Below are 23,003 nucleotides of genomic sequence, written 5' to 3' on the forward strand. Positions count from 1 at the left end.
TCGGAGTTTGAGCCGCGTGAGACGAAGCAAAACTTTTTATAAACACCCCCTGCTGATGACGGGGGCACTTCTCCTTTTCTTTTCAGTGGTCGGATTTTCCGGGCTTGGCTTTGCGGCGGAAGGGTCGACCTTGAGCGTTTCCTATACGATCGGAACCTACCAACCTTCGCTGGATGGCCTAAATAAGGTCCTGGGGGACCCGGGCAGGGGAATCCTTCAGGACCCGAATTATCTTCTGCCGAGAAGCCGACTTCTACCGGCAGAAGCGCGGAATATTGTGACGCCGGAGATTGCGGGAAACATCAACTACGGCCTCGAGGTGGAGTGGAAGGCAAAGGCCCGGATTTCACTGGTCGGAACCTTGTCCCTTTGGACTGGAGAGTCACAGGCAAGTGATACGGTCAGTCTCTTTCTGCGCCAGGATTTCCCGCCTCGAAAATTTTCTAGAACGGCGCGTTATGATCTCTCAATCACTCAGATTTGGCTGGGATGGAAATACGATCTCTTTCACGACCCTGAACAAGGCCGTTTCTTTATCAATATCGGACTCATCGGAATCTCAATCGCCAATCTGACCATGGACGCCATTGTTCGTGTCGACGCGAATGATATCGACCCGGATCTGGTCTTTACCTCAATAAGTTCGACGGAGGCGAGAGGGGTTGCGTTTACCTCCAGGTTAGGGGTGGGCGGAGAATATTTTGTTACCGAATGGTTTTCTTTCGGCGTGAATGCGAACTATGTGATCGGAAGCAGCTCGCGCATCAAGGTAAGACGGCATTTTCGTTCCGGCTTCTCAGATGTCCCGCCGCCGCCTTCTGAGACCACAGATCTGGGCAATGTTCCGCCGGTGCCGGAAAATGGCGATCTGATCACAGAGGCAAATATCCGTTCTCAGAATATTTCTGATTTTTGCGATCCGGGAGACGACATCGGAGGTTGCGGCCGCGGGTCCGGGCGGCCTCTCGAACTCGACCTCAACGGATTCCAGGTCAACGCGGCATTCCGCTTTTATTTCTAAATTTAGTGACCCTTTTTTCTGTTGTCTTGTAACGATTCAGCATGCCACGATTTTGGCTTCGCGAGACCTATCCTTCAGGGAAGGCACAAGGAACGCAGAGCCACAGCGCATGTGTATACGCGAGGATTCGAGTATCACATGAAACGCCGCCTTGGAGAAAAAGGGGGATGTGCTGAATTGTTGCGGTACTTTTTTCTTGACACGTTTGTTTAATCCTTATAGAATCAATGAAAATTAAAGGAATTATGAGTCCGATCCTGCCAATAACTAGATGATCCAGGAGGTCTGATGCAGCCCTTGGTCGATGCTTACCAGCGCGAAATCACATACATGCGTGTTTCTATCACTGATCGGTGTAATCTCAGGTGTGTCTATTGCATGCCGGAAGAGGGGCTTGACTGGACTCCGACCGATGAACTTCTTACCTATGACGAGTTGCTCCGGATCATTACCGTTGCCGCACGAAGAGGCTTGCGAAAGATTAGGGTTACGGGGGGCGAACCGCTGGTCCGGAAGGGCGTTGTTGAATTTATAGATCGCCTCAACCGTGTGCCGGGCATCGAAGAAATCGCCCTGACGACTAATGCCGTCTTCCTGAAGGATATGGCCGCAGACCTCTTCAAGGCCGGTTTGCGGGGCATCAACATCAGCATCGACTCTCTCAATCCGGATACCTTCGCGAAGATCGTTCGGCGTGACATCTTCGACAAGGTATGGGAAGGGATTGAAGAGGCCGAGCGTGTTGGTTTTACCCCGCTAAAGCTTAATGTCGTCCTTCAGCAGGGGGTCAATGACCACGAAGCCATCGATTTTGTAAACATCACCCGTACGAAACCCTACCATGTCCGCTTCATCGAATATATGCCTTGTGCCAACTGGGATACCTGGGTCAAGGCTTACAAGCCTTTTCAGGCCGTCGTCGATGAAATTGAGACCCTGACTGGAAAGATGATCCCGATCAACGGTGCGAATGAAGGCAACACCGGCCCCGCTGAAAACTTCCGCATTCCTGGCGCACCGGGAATTGTCGGTTTTATCCATGCGGTCAGCCACGACTTTTGCGATACCTGCAACCGCGTCCGCCTGACAGCCAACGGCCAAATTCGCCCCTGTCTTTTTTCTGAAATCGCGGTCGATTTCAGAAATGCGCTCAGAAATGGCTGCAGTGATGAAGAGATTGAAGGGCTGCTCGCTCAGGTTCTTTATGTAAAACCGGAGTATCACGAACTGGATATGATCCCCGAGGAGAAAAAACTCACCACAATGGTGAACCTTGGCGGGTGAATTATGTATTGAATGCTATACTGTCTTACAGAGTAACGTCATTGAGGTTTTGAGAACTAAAATAAATAGCTAGGGGGGGTGACGTGTACAAAATCAAATCTAAAGCATGGCATGTGTCGTCGGGCATCGCTGTAGCGGTTTTATCTCTCGGCATCATTGCGTTTTCGGTGGGAGATGCCTACGCGCAAACAAGTGACTTCTTCTCAAGTACGCAATCAACGGATAAAAGGGCGGGACTGGGAAGTGCGGTTGTTGCGCCTGGAAGTGTCGCGGCAACCAACCCCGGGTTTAATCCTTGTAGTGGGGGAGGACTTCTCCCGGCAACGCGCGATGCGGGGGGGGCATGTTTAAATGCTGATGGGACCTCTCTACTGAGTTTAACCAACTTAACGGCAACTTTTCAACAGGCCGGACCGGGTGCCATTACGGATAATATGTTTGGGATCGTATCGGGAGCCGATGCGAGTCTTACACCGATCACGACAGGTAAATGTGGAAAGCTGACCAATGCTGCTCTCGGAGGACTGAACTGCGGCTCTCTCCGCATTACGCCCGACGCACAGGGGCAGGTCATTCCATCATTTCCGGCAGCAAACACCCTGACTTCAATTCAGAGTGGGAACTTCGATCTGGCGTTTGATTCAAATCCGCTCCTTGCCGGGCATATGGGTATGAATTTGACCAACCGATTTGTCTGGATTCCGAATGCCACGGGTAGCACCGCTGCTGTGGGAACCCAAATAGCATGTGCTGCATTGGCGGGAGGAAGTGGCACAACGCCGAATATCTGTTCTGACCAGAGAATGCGGCAGGTTACCCAGATTGGGGCAGGTGTGGTTGGAACTGAAGTGGCTCCAGGCCCTGCCGATCAGGTTGTTGATATTACAACAGTATTTCAAACGCTTTCCACGACCGACACCTCGATTGCGGGCCTTCCGCCGGCAGCGTTTAATGTGGTCATGACCTCAACGATAACGGACCCGGATATGACGGGCGGCGGTGCGGGCTTCAGCCAAACCATCGGCTTCACCTTCATTCATAATGAACTGGTTCCCGATGGTTTAGGTGCTGCGACGCAGGTCTTTGCCTGCCCTGGAACCGTAGTAGGAAATATCTGTACGCAATATCCAGATGGGCAGAGTATGACATCAGGTTCTTTAGCCGGGGCTGAGTTGCCTCCACAATAATGTGGGAGGAAAGGGGAACATGAAGAGACAAGTAGGTCGGCCTTTCATGGAACTATTCTGGCGAATGGCAATCGCTGTCGCTCTGTTGATTGTCTCGAGTCCTTTACTTCATGCCCAGGCCCCGGGACAGGACTTCTTTACCAATGTCATTCAGACGGAGCTGCGCACGGTGGGCCCGGGGGATGATCTGCCGGGATTTAACCCCTGTGGAACCGGCGGTGCCGTGGCTGGTGATGGTCTGAGTTGTGTGGATGCGGGTGCAGCGGGTTCAGCCCTGAATGACGGTTTGTTGAGCGGCACGAATGTACTTGGGATTAAAGATGCATTGGGTAATGATACTCCAGGCCTTTTTGTCAAATTAGGACCGGGTGCGGTGACAGACAATATGTTTGGCAAGGTGCTGAAGCCACTTGACCCAACGAAGTGCGGAGCAAACGGAAGTATAGGGACCAGTACCCTTGATGGCCTTGGTGAACTCAATTGTGGAAATGTCCGCTTTGAGCCTGGAACACAGGGTCAGATTATCCCAACCAGAGGGGCCATCCTCACCAGCCTGATGTCTTCAACGATCACGGTGGATGTTTCTCTTCCTGGGGCTGGGGTCCCCATAGATGCAGGGCATACTTCTAAAATGGAAAATACCTTTATCTGGGATCCCTTGGGTGGGCAGGCATGTGGCCCTGTGGGGCAAGTCAGTATATGCAGCGTTCAAACCTTGGACGATGTGACGACCTTGGACTCAAATGGCAGAGAGTCCTCGGTTAGTTTAGTGACTTCCTGGGTTGCGGGTCAGGATGTATCCGTCCTTTCCGGAACGGTACAAAATACATTTTCCGTCTTACCGGCAGTAACGTGGTCTTCCGAAATCAAGCAGGCCGAAATGGGAGGAACCGGGGGTGAATTTGTCCTTACAACCTCTGGAAGTTTTAATTACTTTCTCGGTACAGCAACACTTACCATCCCGCCAAATCAGGGATTTCAAGCAACGCAACATCCCACGGGAGGTAGTTTTGCGGAAGCTGGTAAGCTCGGTACAAGCACGACCTTTACTGTTATCCCGTAGTCTAAATCTTAGCTGGAAACGAGAGGATGAGAGGATGAAAAACCTTCATCATGTAATAGCGGTTCTGTTCGTCCTGGGGGCATTTTCTTTGCCCGGGCTCAGCCACGCTGTCGACGCGAATTTTAACTCTCAGCTTACCAATATACGAACAGCCGTTCCTACGACGACTGGAGTTGAGAATCCGACGCTTGGTTTTGACCCCTGCAAGGACGGAAATAATGTGGCTGGAATATGCGACCTTACCTCAGGAGCCTTGTTGTCAACGGACAATGTCGGTATTTCAGGAGGCCCTCCTGGCATCTTTTCGCTATTGGGTCCCGGCGCGATTACAGATAATATGTTCGGTATTGTTTCGGGCAATGCCTTGGGCAGCGATGGGACATCGGGCGGTACAGGAAATGCGGCAGACATTACTACCACAAGATGTGCACCTGGAACCGGAACATCCGGTTTTTTTGCGCCATTAACGGGTACAGTCGCAGTGCTGGATGGGCTGAATTGCGGAAGCATACGAATCAATGCGACGCAGCAGGGTCAGATTTTCCCCTCGGGCACCAACAGTCTGGGAGTGGCGGGAAATGGCAGCATCGGCAAGGTGAACAGTAATATGTCTTTTATCGCCGATAGTTGTGCGGTGGTCTGCCCAGGGGATGGGCATCTGGGTCTTGATTTGACCAATAACTTTACCTTCATGATAAATTCATCGGCCGGGGTGATTCTTCCGACCGAGGCAACGACAACCTCATTTCAAAAAGTTCGACAAGTGACGGGTGTCAACCCAGCCGCCGGGATTGGAACCCTAACGGGGCCAGGTGGGGGAGATCAGGTCTTTGAACTGACGACCAGCTTTACAGTACGCTCTCCTGATACAGGAGACGGAGATCCACTGGATCCGCTAGTCGTGACATGGTCTCAGTTGATAAGTGATCCTGACCAGTCAGGGACCTCGGGTGCTAAATTTGAACAATCCCTTTCCGGAACCTTTACCCGGGATGAGAAATTCAGCGGCCTTTCCCAGGTGTTTGATTGTCCTACTGGTTCGACAACGACGACGATCAATATTTGCACCCAGTATCCAAATGGTTTGAGCCAGACCACGGGTGACATTGCCGGTGCAACGCTTCCCTAAGATGCTATCAATGCTCCTCACTTTTCATTTCTTATGAGGTTATGCTTCGTTTCTTTCATTCTTAGACCCCAGACTTCCATTCCCTTTCATCTGGGAGATAATGGAGCATAAAATGCAGTTCAAGCCTCTTTTTATTGACTTTTTAGTCCGGTTGGGATAGTAAAGACGGTATGAAAATCTGCTTGTTTCGACCTCGTACAGTCTTTTTATTTCTCGTCCTCCTCTCAATATTTCTCGCAAGCGGATGCAAGAGCAAAGACACCCCCCCCGTATCCACCAATCCAGGTTCGACACCCACAGACAGTACGCCGCCAACCGTTTTACCTGTTGCGCCGCTAGACGGTGCGACGAATGTTGACATAAACTCTTCTATCATCGCCACCTTTAGTGAGGCGATGATAGAAGGACTTCTAACAAAAGATACTTTTATCGTTTTCGAGGAAAACATTCCAACGCCCCTAACCGGAGATCTCGTTTATAATCCTTTGACCAAAACGGCCACATTTTCACTGCCAAACGGGGTCACCCTGACCCAAGGAAAACTCCATACTATTACGATCACGACCGGGGTTGAAGACCTTGCAATGAACAAGATGGTCTCCAATAAAACCTGGTCTTTTAGAGTCGGAATATTGCCAGATGAGACGCCACCTGGTTTCACCGCGGGGATTACCAGCGCGACAGCAACGAGTACGAGTACGATTTCTCTCTCATGGGCCGCCGCCACTGACGATGTTACCCCTCCAAGTCAGCTTCGCTATGTGATTTGTCAGTCGGAAAATCCCCCAGATTTAATAGGCGAGTGCACGCTAACGACTTTCCCTTCCACAGGTGGAACAGTAACCCTCTTTGAAACGACGGGAGGACAGACAAGCTTCGGTGTGACCGGCCTGAAAAAGGAGACAACTTATGATTTTGTAGTCCGCGCGAAGGATTTATCAAACAATGTCGATGAAAACTTTAATCTAAAATCAGCAAAGACCTTCGGTGATCCAGTGATAACGAATAATAGTGGTACGTTAAACATCAATCTCAACGCAAATGCCTTAAATCCCTCAATTACGCTTGTCGGGACAAAGCCCTATCTGACCTGGCAAGAGGTCGAAGCGATATCGAGTGATAACATCTTTGTCAGTACCTTTGACGGGACAAGCTGGATCGGCCAGGCAACCTCGATAAATGCAGCAGGAAAAATAGGGAAACAACCCCGTGTGGTTTCTGACGGTGAAGGCACCCCAACCGCCTATCTTAGCTTTACAGAGTGTGAGCTCGATGGAAAAAATTGCAAAGTTATTGTCCAAAAAGAGACCATTGGGTGGGAAGCGGTTGGCGATCCCCTTAATGTTAACCTCGCCCAATCTGCAAGCGACAGTGCGATTGCCTTTGATGGCAGCAATACGCCCTATGTGGTCTGGACCGAATCTACTACCGTTCCGACAGTACCAGGACCAGGTTTTGAAGAAATAAGTCATATCTTTGTAAAGCATTTCAATACCACGCTCCTACCACCCGCATGGGATCAGGGCGGCACAACCCACTTCAACGTTGATGCAAACTCTGACGGATTAAACCCCGCGATTGCCATCAATGGGACGAAGATTAGTGTTTCATGGAAGGAATGCCGTCTTTTAGGCAATTGCGAGTTGTACCTGAAGCAGTGGGAAGTCGGGAGTTCCCCTCCTGCAAGTGCCACAACCTTGAACTTTGGAACAATTATCTCAGAACCTGATGATCCCTCCCTGGTTTATAATAATGGGGTCCTCTACGTCTCATGGCATGAAAATGGCGGATTGCATGTTCGAAGAGAAGAGACGAGTGGAAGTTTCACCAGTTCAGGTATTGAGAATATGGGCTTTGTCATTGACGGTTCTAATAATACACTCTTCTTCAATGATGGCACAGGCCAAACGGCAACAATTATACCGGCGACCTACAAGACAGGGAGTCTTCTTGCCGGAGCACTAAAGAGTGCACTTGAAAGCGCCAATCCCGCCACAACGGATATTTACACGGTCAGCTTCGTTCCAGCAACGGTAGGATCACCCGCGAAATTTACGATCATGAATGATGCGTCAAATGCCACTTCATTGACCCTTTTCTTTGGAAATGTTTTAACTACAGCGGGAGAGTTTCTGGGGTTTAATCCTGTCAACTCAAGTCCTATTCCGGCCGGATCTTTCGTTGAAAGCGACTTTGATCCAACGGCCGTTATTCTTCCTCGTGCGAATACCCCCGTAGCCGGAACAGGCTTCGGCCCCTACCTCGCGTTTGTAAAACTTCCCAATACGACCGCAGACAATCCGGAATTGTTTGTTCGTTTGTGGGACAACACCGAATCAACCTGGCGCAGTGTGGTCGATGGAAAGCTGAATATGACCACGGCAAGTCTATTGTTCAAAATCAACGCTTCCCTTGCGGTTTCCTCTACGGGTTCGGTCTTTGTTGCCTGGGTCGAAGCTGGATCGTGTCTTGCCCCTCCGGCTCCTCAGTGCGGGCTTATCAGTTCAGATAAACTTCAGTTATACGTCAAACAGCTAAAGTAGTTCTTGATCGCCCACCGAGACGTCTCTCCAGCCTTTATTTCAGCACCCTCAAGATTACAGCCGCAATTTTCCCCTATTCAAACATTAGAAAATAATACCGAAAATGAACGAACTTTGCTTGTAATGGTAATCATATTTCGTTATATTGGATCATCTTTTGGGGGCTGAGTTTTCTATGAGTAAAAATGCGCTTCTTGGAATGCTGGGGGTTTTACTTTTTCTGGTTTTTCTCATGGCGGTTGCTTTGATTGTCGAGTCGGTTAAATCAAGCCGGGCGAGGGAGGCGGCCAAGAAGGTCGAAATGCCGGAAGAAATCATCGTTGAGATTGAGAAGGTGGATTTTAGTGCGTTTGAGACGATTGTGGGGGGGGACACACGTAAGATGGTCCTCATCCCCGCCGGATCATTTACGATGGGTGGTGGGGATGTTGGAGATTTTGACGAACAGCCACAGCGTGTGATCTATCTTGACCCCTTTTATATGGACTTCTATGAGGTCACGAATGCCGATTATAAACGATTCACAAAGATGTTGAAAAGACCCGATCCGGTTGTTCCGGTCTTTGAGGATGATATTGGTCTTCTGACGGGGGATAAACAACCCGTTGTCGGCGTCACCTGGCTGAATGCCGCGGCCTATTGCCAATGGGGAAGGAAACGTCTTCCGACCGAGGCCGAATGGGAAAAGGCCGCTCGGGGTGAAAATGGGGGAAAATGGCCTTGGGGCGATCTTTTTAGTACAACACTTGCCAATGGCCTTGGAGAGGAAGATGGTTACAAGTATTCCGCGCCGGTTGGAAGTTTCGAACGGGGCCGAAGTCCCTATGGTCTCTATGACATGGCTGGAAATGTCTCCGAATGGGTGACAGACTGGTATGATCAGTCCTACTACAAGGATGCACCGTTTAAAAATCCGAAGGGACCTGAAGATCCCGGAATTATTCAGGTTCTCGTTTATCGGGGAGGATCTTTTCACAACAGCTCTCACGATCTTCGCGCCTCAAAGCGTTTCGGAGGAGCCCATCCAAAACGGGGAGAGAGTACCGTCGGGTTTCGTTGTGCGAAAGATTTTGGCTCTGACTAGGAGTCTGTCGGAGAAATAGGATCGTGAGGAGATGAATGTAAAATAAGGCCAAGTTTTCAGGTGCTTAGAGGCGAATAGCCCGTCTCTTTAACGAGAATCATCTGGGAAATTGGACTATTTTCCAGCAACGCAGTAGACTCCTGGGTTCAATGCTTTAAACTTGACATCTCTTTAGAACCAAACTAAGATGGCGTTACACCTTTAAGCTGGTCCTGTGAGACTGGGAAGGGAATCATGAAATATCAAGAACAAAACCCTAAACCTTCTCCGTTTAAGCAAATCAGGAGAGGGTTTTTTTATGCTGATTTTTCCCGTGACGGGTCTTTATAAATGGAAGTAATAATACTAAATAAGATTGAAATATCAAGAGCTTTAACTAGGATATCTCATGAGATTCTTGAGAGAAATAAGGGTGCGGAGCGCATCGGTCTGGTTGGAATACGGACGGGCGGGGTTTATCTCGCACGCCGTCTTTCAAAAAAAATAAGTGAAATAGAAGGGGATTCCCCTCCGGTCGGGGAACTCGACATTACCCTCTACCGCGATGATCTTGCGACCCGGAAGGAATATCCGGCCCTGAAAAAGACTGAGATTCCCTTTGATATGAACGACAGGAAGCTTGTCCTGGTGGACGATGTTCTCTTTACAGGGAGAACGATCCGGGCTGCTATGGATTCTTTGATTGATCTGGGACGGCCCAAGGAGATTCAACTGGCTGTTTTGATCGATCGAGGTCACAGGGAACTCCCGATACGGGCCGACTATGTCGGAAAGAACCTCCCGACGTCTTTAGATGAAAAAATTGCGGTTCTCCTTGAAGAAAAGGGGGAAGAAGACCGCGTTGTTCTGAGAAGAGGGTCGGAAAATGGCGATCAAGGGTAGGTAAGATGGGATTGAAACGGAAAGATATTTTGTCGATCGCGGACCTGGAGAAGGAGGAGATTGATCTCATCCTTCAAACGGCCGAATCCTTCAAAGAGGTTTCTCAGCGAGAGATTAAAAAAGTTCCGGCCCTTCGAGGAAAAACAGTGGTAAATCTCTTTTTTGAACCGAGCACCCGAACGCGTACTTCATTTGAACTGGCGGGCAAGCGTCTCTCTGCCGATGTTGTCAATATTACGGCCTCATCCAGCAGCATGGTCAAAGGGGAGTCCCTGATCGACACGGCCAGAAATATTGAGGCCATGCAAGCGGATATTATGATCGTACGTCACGCCTCCTCCGGGGTGCCTGCGCTTCTGGCCCGTTCCTTGAGATCGTCCGTGATTAATGCCGGGGACGGCCTGAATGAACACCCGAGCCAGGCCCTCCTTGATCTCTTTACAATCAAGGAAAAAAAGGGGACGGTCAAAGGCTTAAAGGTGGTGATTGTCGGTGACATTCTTCATAGCCGTGTGGCGCATTCCGATATCCGGGGGTTAAAGAAACTCGGGGCCGAGGTCAAACTGGTCGGTCCGCCGACGATGATCCCGAAAAGGATAGAAGAATGGGGTGTGTCCATCTCTTACCGCATGGATGAGGCCATCCAGGGGGCGGATGTCATCATCCTCCTTCGGCTTCAATTGGAACGGCAGGGATGCAGCTATTTCCCGACATTGCGGGAATATGTGCATCTTTACGGCCTGAATCGTTTCCGGCTCTCTCTCGCGGACAAGGAGGTGTTGGTTCTGCACCCGGGCCCAATCAATCGAGGCGTCGAAGTCACTTCAGATGTCGCCGATGGCCTCTCCTCCATGATCCTGGAACAAGTCACGAATGGCGTTGCTGTTCGGATGGCGCTTCTCTTTCTTCTCGCAGGGGGTCAAAATGTCTGAACGGCCGTCAAAAATACTGATACAGGGCGGAAGGATCATTGATCCCGCGCACGGAAGAGACGGGATAGGGGATCTTCTGATTGAAAATGGGGTGATTCGAGAAAATTTTCCTCCTGCTGAAAAAGGGGAGAGCAATGGCTCAGAAAATGCGAAGAGGGAAATGCATCGTATCGACGCGAAGGGCATGATTGTTGTTCCCGGCCTGATCGATCTTCACACGCACATACGAGAACCGGGATTTGAATACAAGGAGACAGTTGCGACGGCAACAGCAGCAGCGGCAGCGGGGGGATTTACGACTATCTGTTGTATGCCGAATACGAATCCGGTGAATGATAATCAGTCGGTGACGGAGTTGATCCTGGAAAAGGCCAGAACGGAGGGCGTTGTCCATGTTCTACCCATCGGGGCGATCACAAAGGGGTCGCGGGGGGAAGAACTGGCAGAGATGGGGGAACTTGTTACCGCCGGCTGTGTCGCGATCTCTGACGACGGTCTTCCTGTGATGAACAGTGAGGTCATGCGCCGCGCGATGGAATACGCAAAGATTTTTGATGTCCCGATCATTGACCATTGTGAAGATCTTAACCTGACGGGAGACGGAGTGATCTTTGAAGGCAGCGTGTCAACTTCTTTGGGTTTGAAGGGAATTCCGGCCGCCTCTGAGACAGTCATGGTGGCGCGGGATATTGCCCTTGCCGAACTGACCGGGGGACGTATTCATCTTGCCCATATCAGCACTGCCGGCTCGGTGCGCTTGATTCGGGAGGCAAAGCGTCGGGGAATCCCAGTGACAGCGGAAACCTGTCCTCATTATCTTGTTCTGACCGATGAGCGGGTCATGGGCTTCGATGCCAATGCGAAAATGAAACCGCCGCTTGCGACCGGGCAGGATCTAGAAGAGGTTCGGGCCGGTCTGGCTGACGGCACGATTGATGCCATTGCCACAGATCACGCCCCTCATGCCCCTGATGAGAAAAACAGAGAAATCGATCATGCCCCCTTCGGGATCATTGGACTGGAGACCGCTCTCTCCATCTCTCTGAGCCTTGTGGAAGAGGGGATTCTTAGCCTGCCGGATCTTATCGGGAAAATGACGGTACAACCCGCCCGGATTCTGGGAAAAAAGATGGGACAACTTGGGCCGGGAGACATCGCAGATGTGACCATTATCGATCCCAATGTGGAATGGCATGTATCAGTATCCGATATCAAGTCAAAGAGCAAGAATTCTCCCTTTCTCGGATGGAACATGAAGGGACGGGCCAGGACCGTGATTGTTGCGGGGAAGATAATCGAGAACAAGTGGACATGAAAAAGGCCATACTATTATTGGAAGATGGGACCTCCTTTTCCGGGAGGTCTTTTGGTGCAGACGGAGAGTCTATCGGCGAGGTGGTTTTCAACACCAGCATGACCGGATACCAGGAGATTATTACCGATCCCTCCTACAAGGGCCAACTCATTACCATGACCACTCCCCTGATTGGAAATTACGGTGTCAATGCTGAAGATGCCGAATCAGAAAGACCCTGGCTCGAAGGTTTGATTGTGAAAGAATACAGTGCTTATCCAAGCAATTGGCGCGCAGAGGAAGCGCTTGATACGATGCTGAAGCGGCATCATGTTGTCGCCATTGACCGGATTGACACGCGTGCCCTGACACGGAGAATCCGAAAGGGCGGTGCGATGCAGGGCATCCTCTCGACCCTTGAGAACGATACGGATCGCCTTATGAAAAAACTCAAGGCCGCGCCCGGCCTGATCGGACGGGATCTTGTTCAAGAGGTCAGCTGTACCGAGCCCTACCCATGGACGAATGGGGGGCAGGGAGAAGCGCTTGTCTCGCCTCAGCACCATGTCGTCGCCTACGATTTTGGGATCAAACGAAATATTCTAAGGATGCTTGCCCGGACAGGCTGTCGTGTGACGGTTGTTCCGGCAGGGACTTCGGCAAAACAGGTGCTGGCGATGTCCCCGGACGGGGTCCTCCTGTCAAATGGTCCGGGAGATCCGGAAGCGCTCGGCTATGCCGTAAAAGAAATTGAGAAGCTTCTTGGAAAAACGCCGATCTTTGGGATTTGTATCGGCCATCAACTCCTTGGGCTTGCTCTTGGAGGACGATCGTATAAATTAAAATTCGGACACCATGGAGGAAATCAGCCGGTTATTGATCTGAGAACAAAGAAGGTTGCGATTACGGCACAGAACCATGGTTTTGCGATTGATTTTTCCAGGATAGAACAGGAGGTGGAAGTGACTCACCTTAACCTGAATGATGATACCGTTGAGGGAATGCGGCATCGAAGCCTCGCGGCTTTTTCCGTTCAATATCATCCGGAGGCCTCGCCGGGGCCACACGATGCGGCCTATCTCTTTGAGGAATTTTTCCAGTCTCTATCAAGCCGGGAGAACACATGAAGAATAAAGTGAAAGAAACCCGGTTCTACCTCAAGGCGAAGCAGAGATTACGAATAGGGTCGAAGATTGCCGGTTTTGTGTTCTTTTCTTTTCTGATGTCTGGATGTATCTATAAACCCTCGATGTCGCTCTTTCCACAGCCGGCCCCGCTTAAGGAAAAGGTGATTGAAGGGAAAGGAGAAAACAAGGTTCTCCTGATCGACATCTCAGGCTTTATCTCGGCACAAGCCGGGAAGGGCATGGTTTCAACACCCAGCATGGTCGCACGCGTGAAAGAAGAACTTCGGCGGGCTTCCGAAAATAAAATGATCAAGGCCGTGGTCCTGCGGATCAACAGCCCTGGTGGTACCATCACCGGTTCGGATATCATCTATCATGAACTTCTCCGGTATAAAGAGAAAACAGGGAACAAGGTGATTGCATCCATCGGAAGTATCGGAACATCGGGGGCCTACTATATCTCTATGGCGGCGGACAAGGTGGTTGCGAACCCCACTGCAGTGACCGGAAGTATCGGTGTCATTATGGTTCATGTTAATTTTCAGGGCCTCATGGAAAAGATTGGGGTTGGCGCGGAGGCTGTAAAGTCCGGAAAGAATAAAGACCTCGGTTCTCCGGCAAAGCCCCTCTCTTCTGAAGGACGACAAATTTTACAGGGTGTTATTGACAGCATGCAGGCACGCTTCCTCGACGTTATCTCGATCGGGAGGCCCGGCCTCTCTCCGGAGGAGATACGGATACGGGCGGACGGGCGGATTTTCACGGCCAATGAGGCCTTAAGCTTTGGCCTGATTGACCGGATTTCCTACCTCGATGAGGCCATTGAATTGGCCAAATTAGAAGCCGGGATCGATGAAGCAAAGGTTATTGTTTATAGCCGTCCCCATGAGTACAAGGACAATATCTACTCCAGGAGTTTTTTGTCGAAAAGTCTTTCGGGTCTGAGTCCTCCCTTTCCCCCCTTATCAGTTTTTGGATTTCAAGCGGGTCATCCCCTGGACGGGGGATCGCCGAAATTCCTTTATTTATGGATGCCTTAAACAAAGATGCCAAAGCGAACTGACATTCACAAAATTCTAATCATCGGTCCGGGTCCGATTGTCATTGGACAGGCCTGCGAATTTGATTATTCCGGAACTCAGGCTTGCAAAGCGCTTCGGGAAGAAGGATATGAAGTGGTTCTGGTCAACAGCAATCCCGCATCAATTATGACAGACCCGGAGGTCGCCGACCGGACCTATATCGAACCGATTACGGTGGAGATTCTGAGGGAGATTATAAAACGGGAACGTCCCGATTGCCTCCTCCCGACTATGGGGGGACAAACGGCCTTAAACATGGCCATCTCTTTGACCGAGGAAGGAATCCTAAAGGAATTCGGGGTCACTCTGATCGGTGCAAATTATAAATCGATCAAACAAGCGGAACATCGGGAATCTTTTAAAAAAGTGGTGGAGAAGGCGGGTCTGCGCTGCACCGAAGGCGGAAGCGCCAAGAACCTGGATGAAGCGCTGGCGATTGTTGAAAAGACGGGGTTCCCGGCTATCATCCGGCCGTCTTTTACGCTGGGCGGCCTGGGCGGGAGTGTGGCCTATAATCTTGAGGAATTCAGGGAATATGTCGAGGCGGGACTGGATAGCAGTCCGATTCATGACGTCCTCATCGAGCAATCGGTCATCGGATGGAAAGAATTTGAACTCGAACTCATGCGAGACAGGAATGATAATGTCGTCATTATCTGCTCGATTGAAAATATTGATCCGATGGGGGTTCATACAGGAGATTCTATTACGGTATCTCCTGTACAAACCTTGACCGACAAGGAATTCCAGAAAATGCGGGATGCCGCGATTCGGGTGATTCGCGGCGTGGGCGTCGAAACCGGAGGGTCGAATATACAATTTACACTGAATCCTGAAAATGGCGATATGCGCGTGATAGAGATGAATCCGCGGGTCTCCAGAAGCTCGGCCCTGGCTTCAAAGGCCACCGGTTTTCCCATTGCCAAGATTGCTGCAAAGTTATCCATCGGGCTGACACTCGATGAGATTCAAAATGACATCACGCGGGTCACGCCGGCCTCCTTTGAACCCACGCTCGATTATGTGGTCGTCAAGATTCCCCGGTTTGCGTTTGAGAAATTTCCAAAGGCCGATCCAGTCTTAACGCTTCAGATGAAATCGGTCGGAGAGGTCATGGCCATCGGACGAAATTTTAAGGAGGCCCTGATGAAGGCCCTTCGGTCATTGGAAATCCGCCGCGACAGCATGGAACCCCATTTCGAGTCAATGAACGGGGACGGTTTTGATTTAAAAGCGCACTTGAGCAGGCCGACATTCAATCGCATCTGGCAGATTGGGGATGCGATCCGATTGGGGATGCCGCTTGAAGAAATTCATACCCTGACGCGAATCGATCCCTGGTTTATCCATCAGATAGAACAGATCATCCACCTCGAAGAGCGCTTAAAAAAGGAGGGCCTAAAACCGGAACTCATTCGCCTGGCCAAAGAATCCGGTTTTTCGGACCGCCGCATCAGTACGTTGCTTGATATTTCTGAAAAAGAGATTTCAAAATGGCGGAGACAGGAAGGAATCATTCCGGTTTATAAGCGGGTGGATACCTGTGGGGCCGAGTTTGAGGCCCATACTCCCTACCTGTATTCAAGTTATGACGATGAATGTGAAGCGGCACCGACTGAAAACAAGAAAGTGATTATCCTGGGGAGCGGTCCAAACCGAATCGGACAGGGGATTGAATTTGATTACTGCTGTGTTCATGCGTCGATGGCCTTAAAAGAAATAGGCTACGAAAGTATCATGGTCAACTGCAATCCTGAAACAGTCAGTACGGATTACGATACCTCGGATCGGCTCTATTTTGAGCCCTTGACCTTTGAAGATGTCCTCCATATTATTGAGCGGGAAAAACCGCTCGGGGTGGTCGTTCAGTTCGGGGGACAAACCCCCTTGAAATTGGCGGTTCCCTTGGAAAAAGCGGGGGTCCGTATCTTGGGAACCTCGCCGGATGCCATCGACCGGGCTGAGAACAGGGAACGATTTAAAGAATTACTCGAAGAGGTTGGTTTTAAACAACCACCAAGTGGCCTGGCCCGGACACTCTCTGAGGCGGAAGCGGCGGCGGAGGCCATCGGGTATCCGGTCATGGTCCGTCCCTCTTATGTGCTCGGCGGTCGGGCGATGGAGATTGTTTTTGACCCTTCGGGTCTAAAGTATTATATGTCTCATGCGGTAAAGGTTTCTCCGGAGCACCCGGTCTTAATAGATCAATACCTGGAAGATGCGGTTGAAATTGATGTCGATGCCATCTCAGATGGAAGCGATGTCTTTGTCGCCGGAATTATGGAGCATATTGAGGAGGCCGGTGTCCATTCGGGCGACTCCGCCTGTTCTTTACCGCCATTTTCCCTTGACGCATCAATCATTGAGATCATTCGACATCAAACGACCGTATTGGCAAAGGCGCTTTCCGTCATCGGTTTAATGAATATACAGTTTGCGGTCAAAGACAAAGAAGTCTATGTTCTGGAGGTTAATCCGAGAGGATCCAGAACCATTCCCTTCGTCAGTAAGGCGATCGGTCTCCCTTTGGCCAAGATCGCCACAAGGGTAATCCTGGGCGGAAAGCTTCGTGAAGAAGGCGTACTGGATCGAAAACAGCCCATGAAACATGTTGCCGTGAAAGAAGCGGCCTTTCCGTTTAAAAGACTGAATGTTGATTCCATATTAGGCCCGGAGATGAAGTCCACGGGTGAGGTGATGGGGATCGATCGGGATTTTGGTCGGGCTTATGCAAAAGCAGAGGCCGCTGTTGATAATCTGCTTCCGCTCAAGGGCAAGGTCTTTATCAGCGTAAAAGATCACGATAAGACTGCCGTCGCGCCAATCGCAATGCGGCTCAGCGAATTGGGTTTTCAACTTACCGCAACGGGGGGTACGGCAGCCTACCTGGATAAGAAAGGCCTGAGGGTCGAAACCATCAAGAAAGTAAAAGAGGGGAGACCACATATCGTTGACTTCCTGAAGAATGGAGAAATCGACATGGTGATTAATACCGTCGGAGATAAGGCCTCTCAGATCGATTCCTATTCTATCCGCCAGACCATACTTCAACATAACACGCCTTATTTTACGACGATCGCGGGTGCCCGAGCCGCAGTGTGTGGTATAGAAGCCCTTCGTGAAGAAGGTGTCCTCACTGTGAAAACACTTCAAGAATATCATCAGGAATATTTACCGAGAATCAGGAGGATAATGTGAAAGTACCAATGACCCCAAAAGGTCATGAACAAATGCAGAAAGAATTGGATCGGCTAAAAAAAGTGGAACGCCCGAGTGTGATTACTGCGATTGCGGAGGCTGCGGCGCATGGCGATCTTTCCGAGAACGCGGAATATTCTGCTGCCAAGGAAAAGCAGGCTTTTGTCGAAGGAAAGATCCTTGAACTTGGGAGTAAATTGGCGAACGCAGAGGTCATTGATACCAGCAGAGTTTCAAATGAAAAGGTGGTCTTTGGGGTCACGGTCTACCTTCTTGCGATTGAGACGGATGAAAAGAAAAAATATACGCTTGTTGGTCAGGATGAGGCTGATTTATCGAATGGACAGATCTCAGTTCAGTCACCGGTTGGACGGGCATTGATCGGCCATCGAGTCGGAGATTATGTCGAGGTAAAGACCCCGGTAAAGACAGTCGAATATGAAATACTCAAAATTGCATTCGAGTAATCACGGGTCGCCGGAAAACGTAAAGCCGCGGGACAAGAGACCAGCAATCACTTTAACGACTGATTTTGGAACGCAGGACTACTTTGTCGGAAGCCTGAAAGGCGTCCTGCTGTCCCAGGTTCCAGAAGCGCGTATCATTGACATTACACATGATATCCCCCGCCATGATATTGTCAGCGGCGCCTACATCGTTAAAGAAACCTATCGAAACTTCCCTCGAAACACGATTCACCTGATCGTGGTCGATCCAGGGGTCGGGACCCGACGGAGAAAACTGATCGTCGTTAAGGAGGGGCAGTTCTTTATCGCTCCGGACAATGGGGTGTTGACCTATCTCTATCAGGGAGAGGGGAGTCGTGTTTTTGAAATCCTGGATACAGCCGTCTTTCAATTTAAGAAAAGTCCGACTTTTGCGGGACGGGATCATTTCGCACCGATGGCCGCCTTGCTTGCGAATGGAAGGCAGCCGGAAGAGCTGGGTCGGAAGATCTCAGATTACAAATGTATTCATGAACTCTTTCCGAAGCGCTTAGGACTCGGTCTGACAGGAAAAATCATTTATTTTGACCATTTCGGGAATGCCATTACTAATTTAGGCCTTGAAGTGCTTAAAAATAAAAAATATTTCAAGCTCCAATTGAAGGGACATATTTTTAGCGGAATCAAAGAAAATTATTCCGAAGGGAAAAATGAAAACGGGAATATGATCATCAACAGTTCAGGACAGCTTGAAATTTTTATTCCAAAAGGGAGCGCAAAGGAATCTTTGGCCCTAAATCTAATGGATGACCTTTTGATCCCTTATTTTTACAGGAATTGAATGGGTATATTAACCGCAGTATTTCTCGGGATTATAATCATTATCATTGTTGCCCGAATCGCCTCCAAGACCATTCCCAGGGGAGAACACTTCACTGAGACCCAGCCCCATACCTCGAAAAAGAAGAAATCGGATGTTCCGGACGAGGTTTCTCATCTTGAGGCGCTGGTGACTGTCCTGGTTAAGAAGGGTGTTATTACAGAAGAGGAACTGATGGAAGAAATTTCAAGTGCCACAAAATATAAAGATATAGATTAGGTTTTCTTCCAGAAAAGCCTGTATTTATTTATATTTTCTTTATCACAGAGGAATGTAATCTCATCTCGAGCACCAATAACCGTTTTTCCTTGAGCAATTTCTGTTTTCCCCCTTTTTTTAATGAAGAAGATTAACATCTGGGAAGGAAAGGCCAACTCTCGGATAGTCTTTCCGGTGCCGGTGAATTCTTCAGGGACGATAATCTGTTGGATGGCAAATTCAGATCTGATCAGAAGCCGCTCAAAGTCTTGAAGTGCCTCTAGGGGGGGGACATTTCCTTCGATGGTTTCAAGTTTTTTATGCATTTTCTCAATTTCAACAACGCGGTCTCTAACTTCCTTCTCTTTGTGCAGGGTGTCGAGGCTTGTGTCGGGATGTTCGTAGATCTTTCTGCCAAGAATGGCCTGTTCCTTTTTGATTTTCCCTTCGAGATCACGCGCATCCATCGTCGTTTTCATGGTCTTAACATGGCTGCTGACGTGGTCCGCGACAGTGACAGTCGCTTCCCGGAGTCCCGCCAGAACAAGCCTGATATCTTTTCTTATTTTTTGGATTCCTTCAATCATTTATAGGGTCCGATAATGTATATTATGTAAACTACATGGGGTCGATTTGGTAATTTTCAGCCTGATCACCACTAAGGCGATAATGCCATATTCTAGGATCGATTCCCCTCTTTACCGTTTCTTTCTCGCGAAAGAGTTCCTGCAGTGTGGTCGGATAATGGCCTTTTCGTAAGCGATAGATCTCCAGTTGATGGCGTATCAAATATATTCCGTTCCAGGCCCTTAATTTCCTGACCTCCTGAATCGATTGATCTGCGCCAAGAAACGTCGTCTGGATGGAAGGATAAGAAAGCGTCACCAAGAAGAGTATTGATGCAATGACGAGTGCTCCAGCGCCGATCTTCATGATTTGCTGACGACGCTCAATATCTTTTACCGAACGAGCTCCTGATACAACCTTGACCTCATGGTTTACGACTTTCTTTATTTTTCCTTGAGATAGAAGATCGACAAGGCCTTTATAGACAGAAAAGGCTCCCATTTCTGCCAAATCTATCATTTCCTGGATATTTCGGTTATGACTGACCTGCGTAAGAAGCCATGATGACTCCCCCCCATCTTCCTCGGAAGTGGAATCTTTGAGAGATAAAAAAGAGGTCTCTTCATCAGCCTTCTGATCAGATTTCTGGCTCACTTTTACTGAAAAGGCCGGTGTCACTTCAAAAGTACTCTGGCGAGAAGTGATTGTCTTGAGGAAGCGCGGCCATTCGTCTACTCGGCGAACCCCTTCCATCAAAGTGAATTCGATGCTCATGGGTTCTACAAGATCGGGTGTATACGAGACTTTTTTCTCTTCAAACTTGTATTTTCCCGTTTTCCATTCGAAGAGTTGGAAAACCATATCTTCCGTGTAAAGACGTGTTATCCGCTTTAATTGATTGGCTGAAATGATATCGAGAGAAATCAGGGTTTCGGCCAGGGTTCGCTTGATTCTTTTTTGTTCATCAAGAGCGGTCTTCACGTCTTCCAGATTGATTTGTTCGGCTTTCAGTAGAAGATTCAAAAGGGCGTCTTCCTCTTCGGCATCCAAAGCCCTGATAATACGGCCTTCTTTGAATTGGACGAGCACCCCGTCCTTTCCTTTCACGAGCGCAAGAATCCCCTCCTTCTTTTGGTGTTGAATCATCTGAAAAATTTCAGAGAGTTCAAACTCTTGTATTTTTCCTTCTAAGGCCATAAGCGCTTACTCCAGGACCGCTTTAGATCATAAAGGGATACAAGATAAAGGCAAAATAGACCGAACGGAACCCATACCCACTTGGCTCCCTCAAGGGTCCAGGGTGCTATTGGGGAAAAAGAATCAGCTAACCCTAGGTAGCTTGCCAAAAAGAAAAAGAGGCTTAGAAAAATGACCCCTCTCCCCGATTTTCGGATGGAAAGGTGCCCCCCGCCCGGGAGAAGGAAAAAAGGATAGAATTTCCTCGGAATTTTTTTTACGGCTTTTTCGATAATGATGAAGTCGCTTTTTTTCTTGATCGACCTGAATTGGTGGCCGCATCCCTTGCAAACATAGTAGCTGAATATCTTCTCTTGACAATTACGGCAGATCGACTTATGACAGGAGGCACAGGGGTGGACTGAAGCAAAATTTTTGAAAATAGTGGCGGACAGGGTCAATGCGATAAACCAAAAAATAGAAATGAGCGGAGCATATTTTAATGGAATATCACCTGCCCATCCCCGCCAGATTATTTCAGCCTCCTGACTGTCGGCTTTATACTCTTCTGAAACCTTTTTCCAGAGATCTGTCTCTGAAAATCTCTCGTTGATCACTGGGAATGCCGGATACCTTGCTGCCCTCTGAGAGAATCGCTTAACAGACGTCTTATCGATATCTACGGCTTCTTTATAGAAACGCTCCCCTTTATCAAATGCAAGCATTTCCCGATAGGTTTGACTGATATTATAGTATGAAGAAACAAGTTTTGGAGAATACTCAATCGCTTGTTTGTAATAGTTGATGGCCTGTTCATATTCTTTTTGATAGAAAAAAATATTCCCCAGATTATTTAAAATCATCGATGACCTGGGATTTGAAGTGAGGGCATCCTCATAAAGTTCTTTTGCCCTTTTATAGTTATTTTCCTGGGTCTCATAGGCGGCGAGCAAAGCCAGACCCTTCCAGTCCATATTTTTTTGATCAAAAGAGGGTGATAGCCAAAAATAATCAGATTGATAATTCCGGACCATTTCGTTTAAAAGGAGGTCATGTTTTGCCGTAATAAATGTTAGTGAAAATGGGATGAGCCATGATAATCCCCCCAGACCGATGAGGAACAGTGCAACTGTCCATTTTTCTGAGCGCAGGTAGAACCTCCAAAAAAGTAAAAAGGAAAAAAGAACAAACCACAAGAGCGGGACTCCAAGAAGGAAGGGGGATATGAGTATCACAAAAAAAATGAACCCCGCTGAAACAGGATGAAGAACCCCCTTTGTACTTTCTGATATCTGGTGAACCCAGAGTGCACCGTAGGCATAAGCGGAATAAAATATAAAGATCCCCACACTCAAAAGGAATGAGATCAGAAACAGGAGGATGACGGTTTCCACGACAGATAACAAGGACCAGAAATCTTGAGGCACAAGACGTAGCCCTGAAAGGTATTGAGAAAGAACGTTTGATATGTCCATGTTATTCTTGGCCCAGTAGGCCCTTGAAAGAAAGAAATGAGGTTCGGGAGATTCGGGTGATATTTCGACAGCCGACTTTCCAAGACGGATTGCCTCATCCACATTAGACTGCCGCATTGCCGCATCGGCCTGATACATAAGATATTTTGAGGCGAGGTCGGATCGCTCCAATCCACGGTCATTTCTTAATGATTCAAGATGGTTCTTCTGAAAGAGTACTTTAATGGGACGCGAGTCTGCTGCAGTTGTCTCAACTGGAGAAAGTGCCGCAAGTATCAAGAAGCCCAATGCAATTGGAACTTTAACAAGGTTTTTGATTGTTTTTGACTTCAGTTGTTGAATCTTGATTTCTACACCTCTTTCTGACTATAACCAGTATGCCACTATTTTTCTTAAGGGCAAGGCGTGAGGAGCGAAAACCACTACTTACGTGTC

19 protein-coding genes are annotated in these 23,003 nt (G+C 49.0%); 16 read left to right on the forward strand and 3 right to left on the reverse strand.

Annotated elements, in window-relative coordinates:
• Positions 1–16: 16 nt before the first annotated feature.
• The 16 genes from EYQ01_04905 to EYQ01_04980 all read left to right on the forward strand — a co-directional run bounded on the left by EYQ01_04905 (position 17) and on the right by EYQ01_04980 (position 19,371).
• Positions 17–1,021, forward strand: coding sequence for a hypothetical protein (locus EYQ01_04905; protein ID HIE65142.1), 1,005 nt, complete (start codon positions 17–19; stop codon positions 1,019–1,021).
• Between the two features lie 288 nt (positions 1,022–1,309).
• Positions 1,310–2,305, forward strand: coding sequence for a GTP 3',8-cyclase MoaA (moaA, locus tag EYQ01_04910; GenBank protein HIE65143.1), 996 nt, complete (start codon positions 1,310–1,312; stop codon positions 2,303–2,305).
• A gap of 83 nt (positions 2,306–2,388) precedes the next feature.
• The gene (locus tag EYQ01_04915) at positions 2,389–3,492 is read left to right on the forward strand and encodes a hypothetical protein (protein HIE65144.1); all 1,104 of its coding nucleotides are present in this window, start codon (positions 2,389–2,391) and stop codon (positions 3,490–3,492) included.
• Between the two features lie 19 nt (positions 3,493–3,511).
• Positions 3,512–4,555 carry a hypothetical protein gene (locus EYQ01_04920; protein HIE65145.1) on the forward strand — a complete coding sequence of 348 codons (1,044 nt, stop codon included), beginning with the start codon at positions 3,512–3,514 and terminating at the stop codon, positions 4,553–4,555.
• Between the two features lie 34 nt (positions 4,556–4,589).
• Positions 4,590–5,684: a hypothetical protein gene (locus EYQ01_04925; protein ID HIE65146.1), complete on the forward strand. Its 1,095-nt coding sequence runs from the start codon at positions 4,590–4,592 to the stop codon at positions 5,682–5,684.
• 170 nt (positions 5,685–5,854) lie between these two features.
• Positions 5,855–8,227, forward strand: a complete 2,373-nt coding sequence (locus tag EYQ01_04930) for a hypothetical protein (GenBank protein HIE65147.1) — start codon at positions 5,855–5,857, stop codon at positions 8,225–8,227.
• A 175-nt stretch (positions 8,228–8,402) separates the two neighbouring features.
• Positions 8,403–9,311, forward strand: a complete 909-nt coding sequence (locus EYQ01_04935; protein HIE65148.1) for a formylglycine-generating enzyme family protein — start codon at positions 8,403–8,405, stop codon at positions 9,309–9,311.
• Between the two features lie 330 nt (positions 9,312–9,641).
• Entirely contained in the window at positions 9,642–10,193 is a 552-nt protein-coding gene (pyrR, locus tag EYQ01_04940) for a bifunctional pyr operon transcriptional regulator/uracil phosphoribosyltransferase PyrR (GenBank protein ID HIE65149.1), read from the forward strand.
• A gap of 5 nt (positions 10,194–10,198) precedes the next feature.
• Positions 10,199–11,125, forward strand: coding sequence for an aspartate carbamoyltransferase catalytic subunit (locus tag EYQ01_04945; GenBank protein ID HIE65150.1), 927 nt, complete (start codon positions 10,199–10,201; stop codon positions 11,123–11,125).
• Positions 11,118–12,440 (forward strand): dihydroorotase, encoded by a 1,323-nt coding sequence (locus EYQ01_04950; protein HIE65151.1) that lies wholly within the window; start codon positions 11,118–11,120, stop codon positions 12,438–12,440. Before EYQ01_04945 ends, EYQ01_04950 begins: the two co-directional genes overlap by 8 nt.
• A complete protein-coding gene (gene carA / locus EYQ01_04955) occupies positions 12,437–13,546 on the forward strand; it encodes a glutamine-hydrolyzing carbamoyl-phosphate synthase small subunit (GenBank protein HIE65152.1) in 1,110 nt (369 codons plus the stop codon). The genes EYQ01_04950 and carA overlap by 4 nt, the downstream gene beginning before the upstream one ends.
• Before the next feature lie 95 nt (positions 13,547–13,641).
• Entirely contained in the window at positions 13,642–14,586 is a 945-nt protein-coding gene (sppA, locus tag EYQ01_04960) for a signal peptide peptidase SppA (GenBank protein ID HIE65153.1), read from the forward strand.
• 6 nt (positions 14,587–14,592) lie between these two features.
• Positions 14,593–17,826: a carbamoyl-phosphate synthase large subunit gene (gene carB / locus EYQ01_04965; protein HIE65154.1), complete on the forward strand. Its 3,234-nt coding sequence runs from the start codon at positions 14,593–14,595 to the stop codon at positions 17,824–17,826.
• Positions 17,827–17,834: 8 nt separating this feature from the next.
• Entirely contained in the window at positions 17,835–18,293 is a 459-nt protein-coding gene (gene greA / locus EYQ01_04970) for a transcription elongation factor GreA (protein ID HIE65155.1), read from the forward strand.
• The gene (locus EYQ01_04975; GenBank protein HIE65156.1) at positions 18,265–19,113 is read left to right on the forward strand and encodes a hypothetical protein; all 849 of its coding nucleotides are present in this window, start codon (positions 18,265–18,267) and stop codon (positions 19,111–19,113) included. The genes greA and EYQ01_04975 overlap by 29 nt, the downstream gene beginning before the upstream one ends.
• Positions 19,114–19,371, forward strand: coding sequence for a hypothetical protein (locus tag EYQ01_04980; GenBank protein HIE65157.1), 258 nt, complete (start codon positions 19,114–19,116; stop codon positions 19,369–19,371).
• Here EYQ01_04980 and EYQ01_04985 read toward each other — a convergent pair.
• Genes EYQ01_04985 through EYQ01_04995 form a run of 3 tightly spaced genes read right to left on the reverse strand, consistent with a single transcriptional unit; the run spans position 19,368 to position 22,856 of the window.
• Positions 19,368–19,937 (reverse strand): hypothetical protein, encoded by a 570-nt coding sequence (locus EYQ01_04985; GenBank protein HIE65158.1) that lies wholly within the window; start codon positions 19,935–19,937, stop codon positions 19,368–19,370. The two genes, EYQ01_04980 and EYQ01_04985, sit on opposite strands and share 4 nt — an antisense overlap.
• A 31-nt stretch (positions 19,938–19,968) precedes the next feature.
• The gene (locus EYQ01_04990) at positions 19,969–21,114 is read right to left on the reverse strand and encodes a DUF4388 domain-containing protein (GenBank protein ID HIE65159.1); all 1,146 of its coding nucleotides are present in this window, start codon (positions 21,112–21,114) and stop codon (positions 19,969–19,971) included.
• Positions 21,105–22,856 carry a tetratricopeptide repeat protein gene (locus EYQ01_04995; GenBank protein HIE65160.1) on the reverse strand — a complete coding sequence of 584 codons (1,752 nt, stop codon included), beginning with the start codon at positions 22,854–22,856 and terminating at the stop codon, positions 21,105–21,107. Before EYQ01_04995 ends, EYQ01_04990 begins: the two co-directional genes overlap by 10 nt.
• Positions 22,857–23,003 lie beyond the last annotated feature (147 nt).

This window comes from Candidatus Manganitrophaceae bacterium, assembly GCA_012960925.1.
Taxonomy (GTDB): domain Bacteria; phylum Nitrospirota; class Nitrospiria; order SBBL01; family JAADHI01; genus DUAG01.

Coding starts and splice junctions, on each gene's coding strand:
- moaA (HIE65143.1), top strand. CDS start 1,310: ATGCAGCCCTTGGTCGATGCTTACCAGCGCGAAATCACATACATGCGT.
- EYQ01_04920 (HIE65145.1), top strand. CDS start 3,512: ATGAAGAGACAAGTAGGTCGGCCTTTCATGGAACTATTCTGGCGAATG.
- EYQ01_04925 (HIE65146.1), top strand. CDS start 4,590: ATGAAAAACCTTCATCATGTAATAGCGGTTCTGTTCGTCCTGGGGGCA.
- EYQ01_04930 (HIE65147.1), top strand. CDS start 5,855: ATGAAAATCTGCTTGTTTCGACCTCGTACAGTCTTTTTATTTCTCGTC.
- EYQ01_04935 (HIE65148.1), top strand. CDS start 8,403: ATGAGTAAAAATGCGCTTCTTGGAATGCTGGGGGTTTTACTTTTTCTG.
- pyrR (HIE65149.1), top strand. CDS start 9,642: ATGGAAGTAATAATACTAAATAAGATTGAAATATCAAGAGCTTTAACT.
- EYQ01_04945 (HIE65150.1), top strand. CDS start 10,199: ATGGGATTGAAACGGAAAGATATTTTGTCGATCGCGGACCTGGAGAAG.
- EYQ01_04950 (HIE65151.1), top strand. CDS start 11,118: ATGTCTGAACGGCCGTCAAAAATACTGATACAGGGCGGAAGGATCATT.
- carA (HIE65152.1), top strand. CDS start 12,437: ATGAAAAAGGCCATACTATTATTGGAAGATGGGACCTCCTTTTCCGGG.
- sppA (HIE65153.1), top strand. CDS start 13,642: ATGTCTGGATGTATCTATAAACCCTCGATGTCGCTCTTTCCACAGCCG.
- carB (HIE65154.1), top strand. CDS start 14,593: ATGCCAAAGCGAACTGACATTCACAAAATTCTAATCATCGGTCCGGGT.
- greA (HIE65155.1), top strand. CDS start 17,835: ATGACCCCAAAAGGTCATGAACAAATGCAGAAAGAATTGGATCGGCTA.
- EYQ01_04975 (HIE65156.1), top strand. CDS start 18,265: ATGAAATACTCAAAATTGCATTCGAGTAATCACGGGTCGCCGGAAAAC.
- EYQ01_04980 (HIE65157.1), top strand. CDS start 19,114: ATGGGTATATTAACCGCAGTATTTCTCGGGATTATAATCATTATCATT.
- EYQ01_04985 (HIE65158.1), bottom strand. CDS start 19,937: ATGATTGAAGGAATCCAAAAAATAAGAAAAGATATCAGGCTTGTTCTG.
- EYQ01_04990 (HIE65159.1), bottom strand. CDS start 21,114: ATGGCCTTAGAAGGAAAAATACAAGAGTTTGAACTCTCTGAAATTTTT.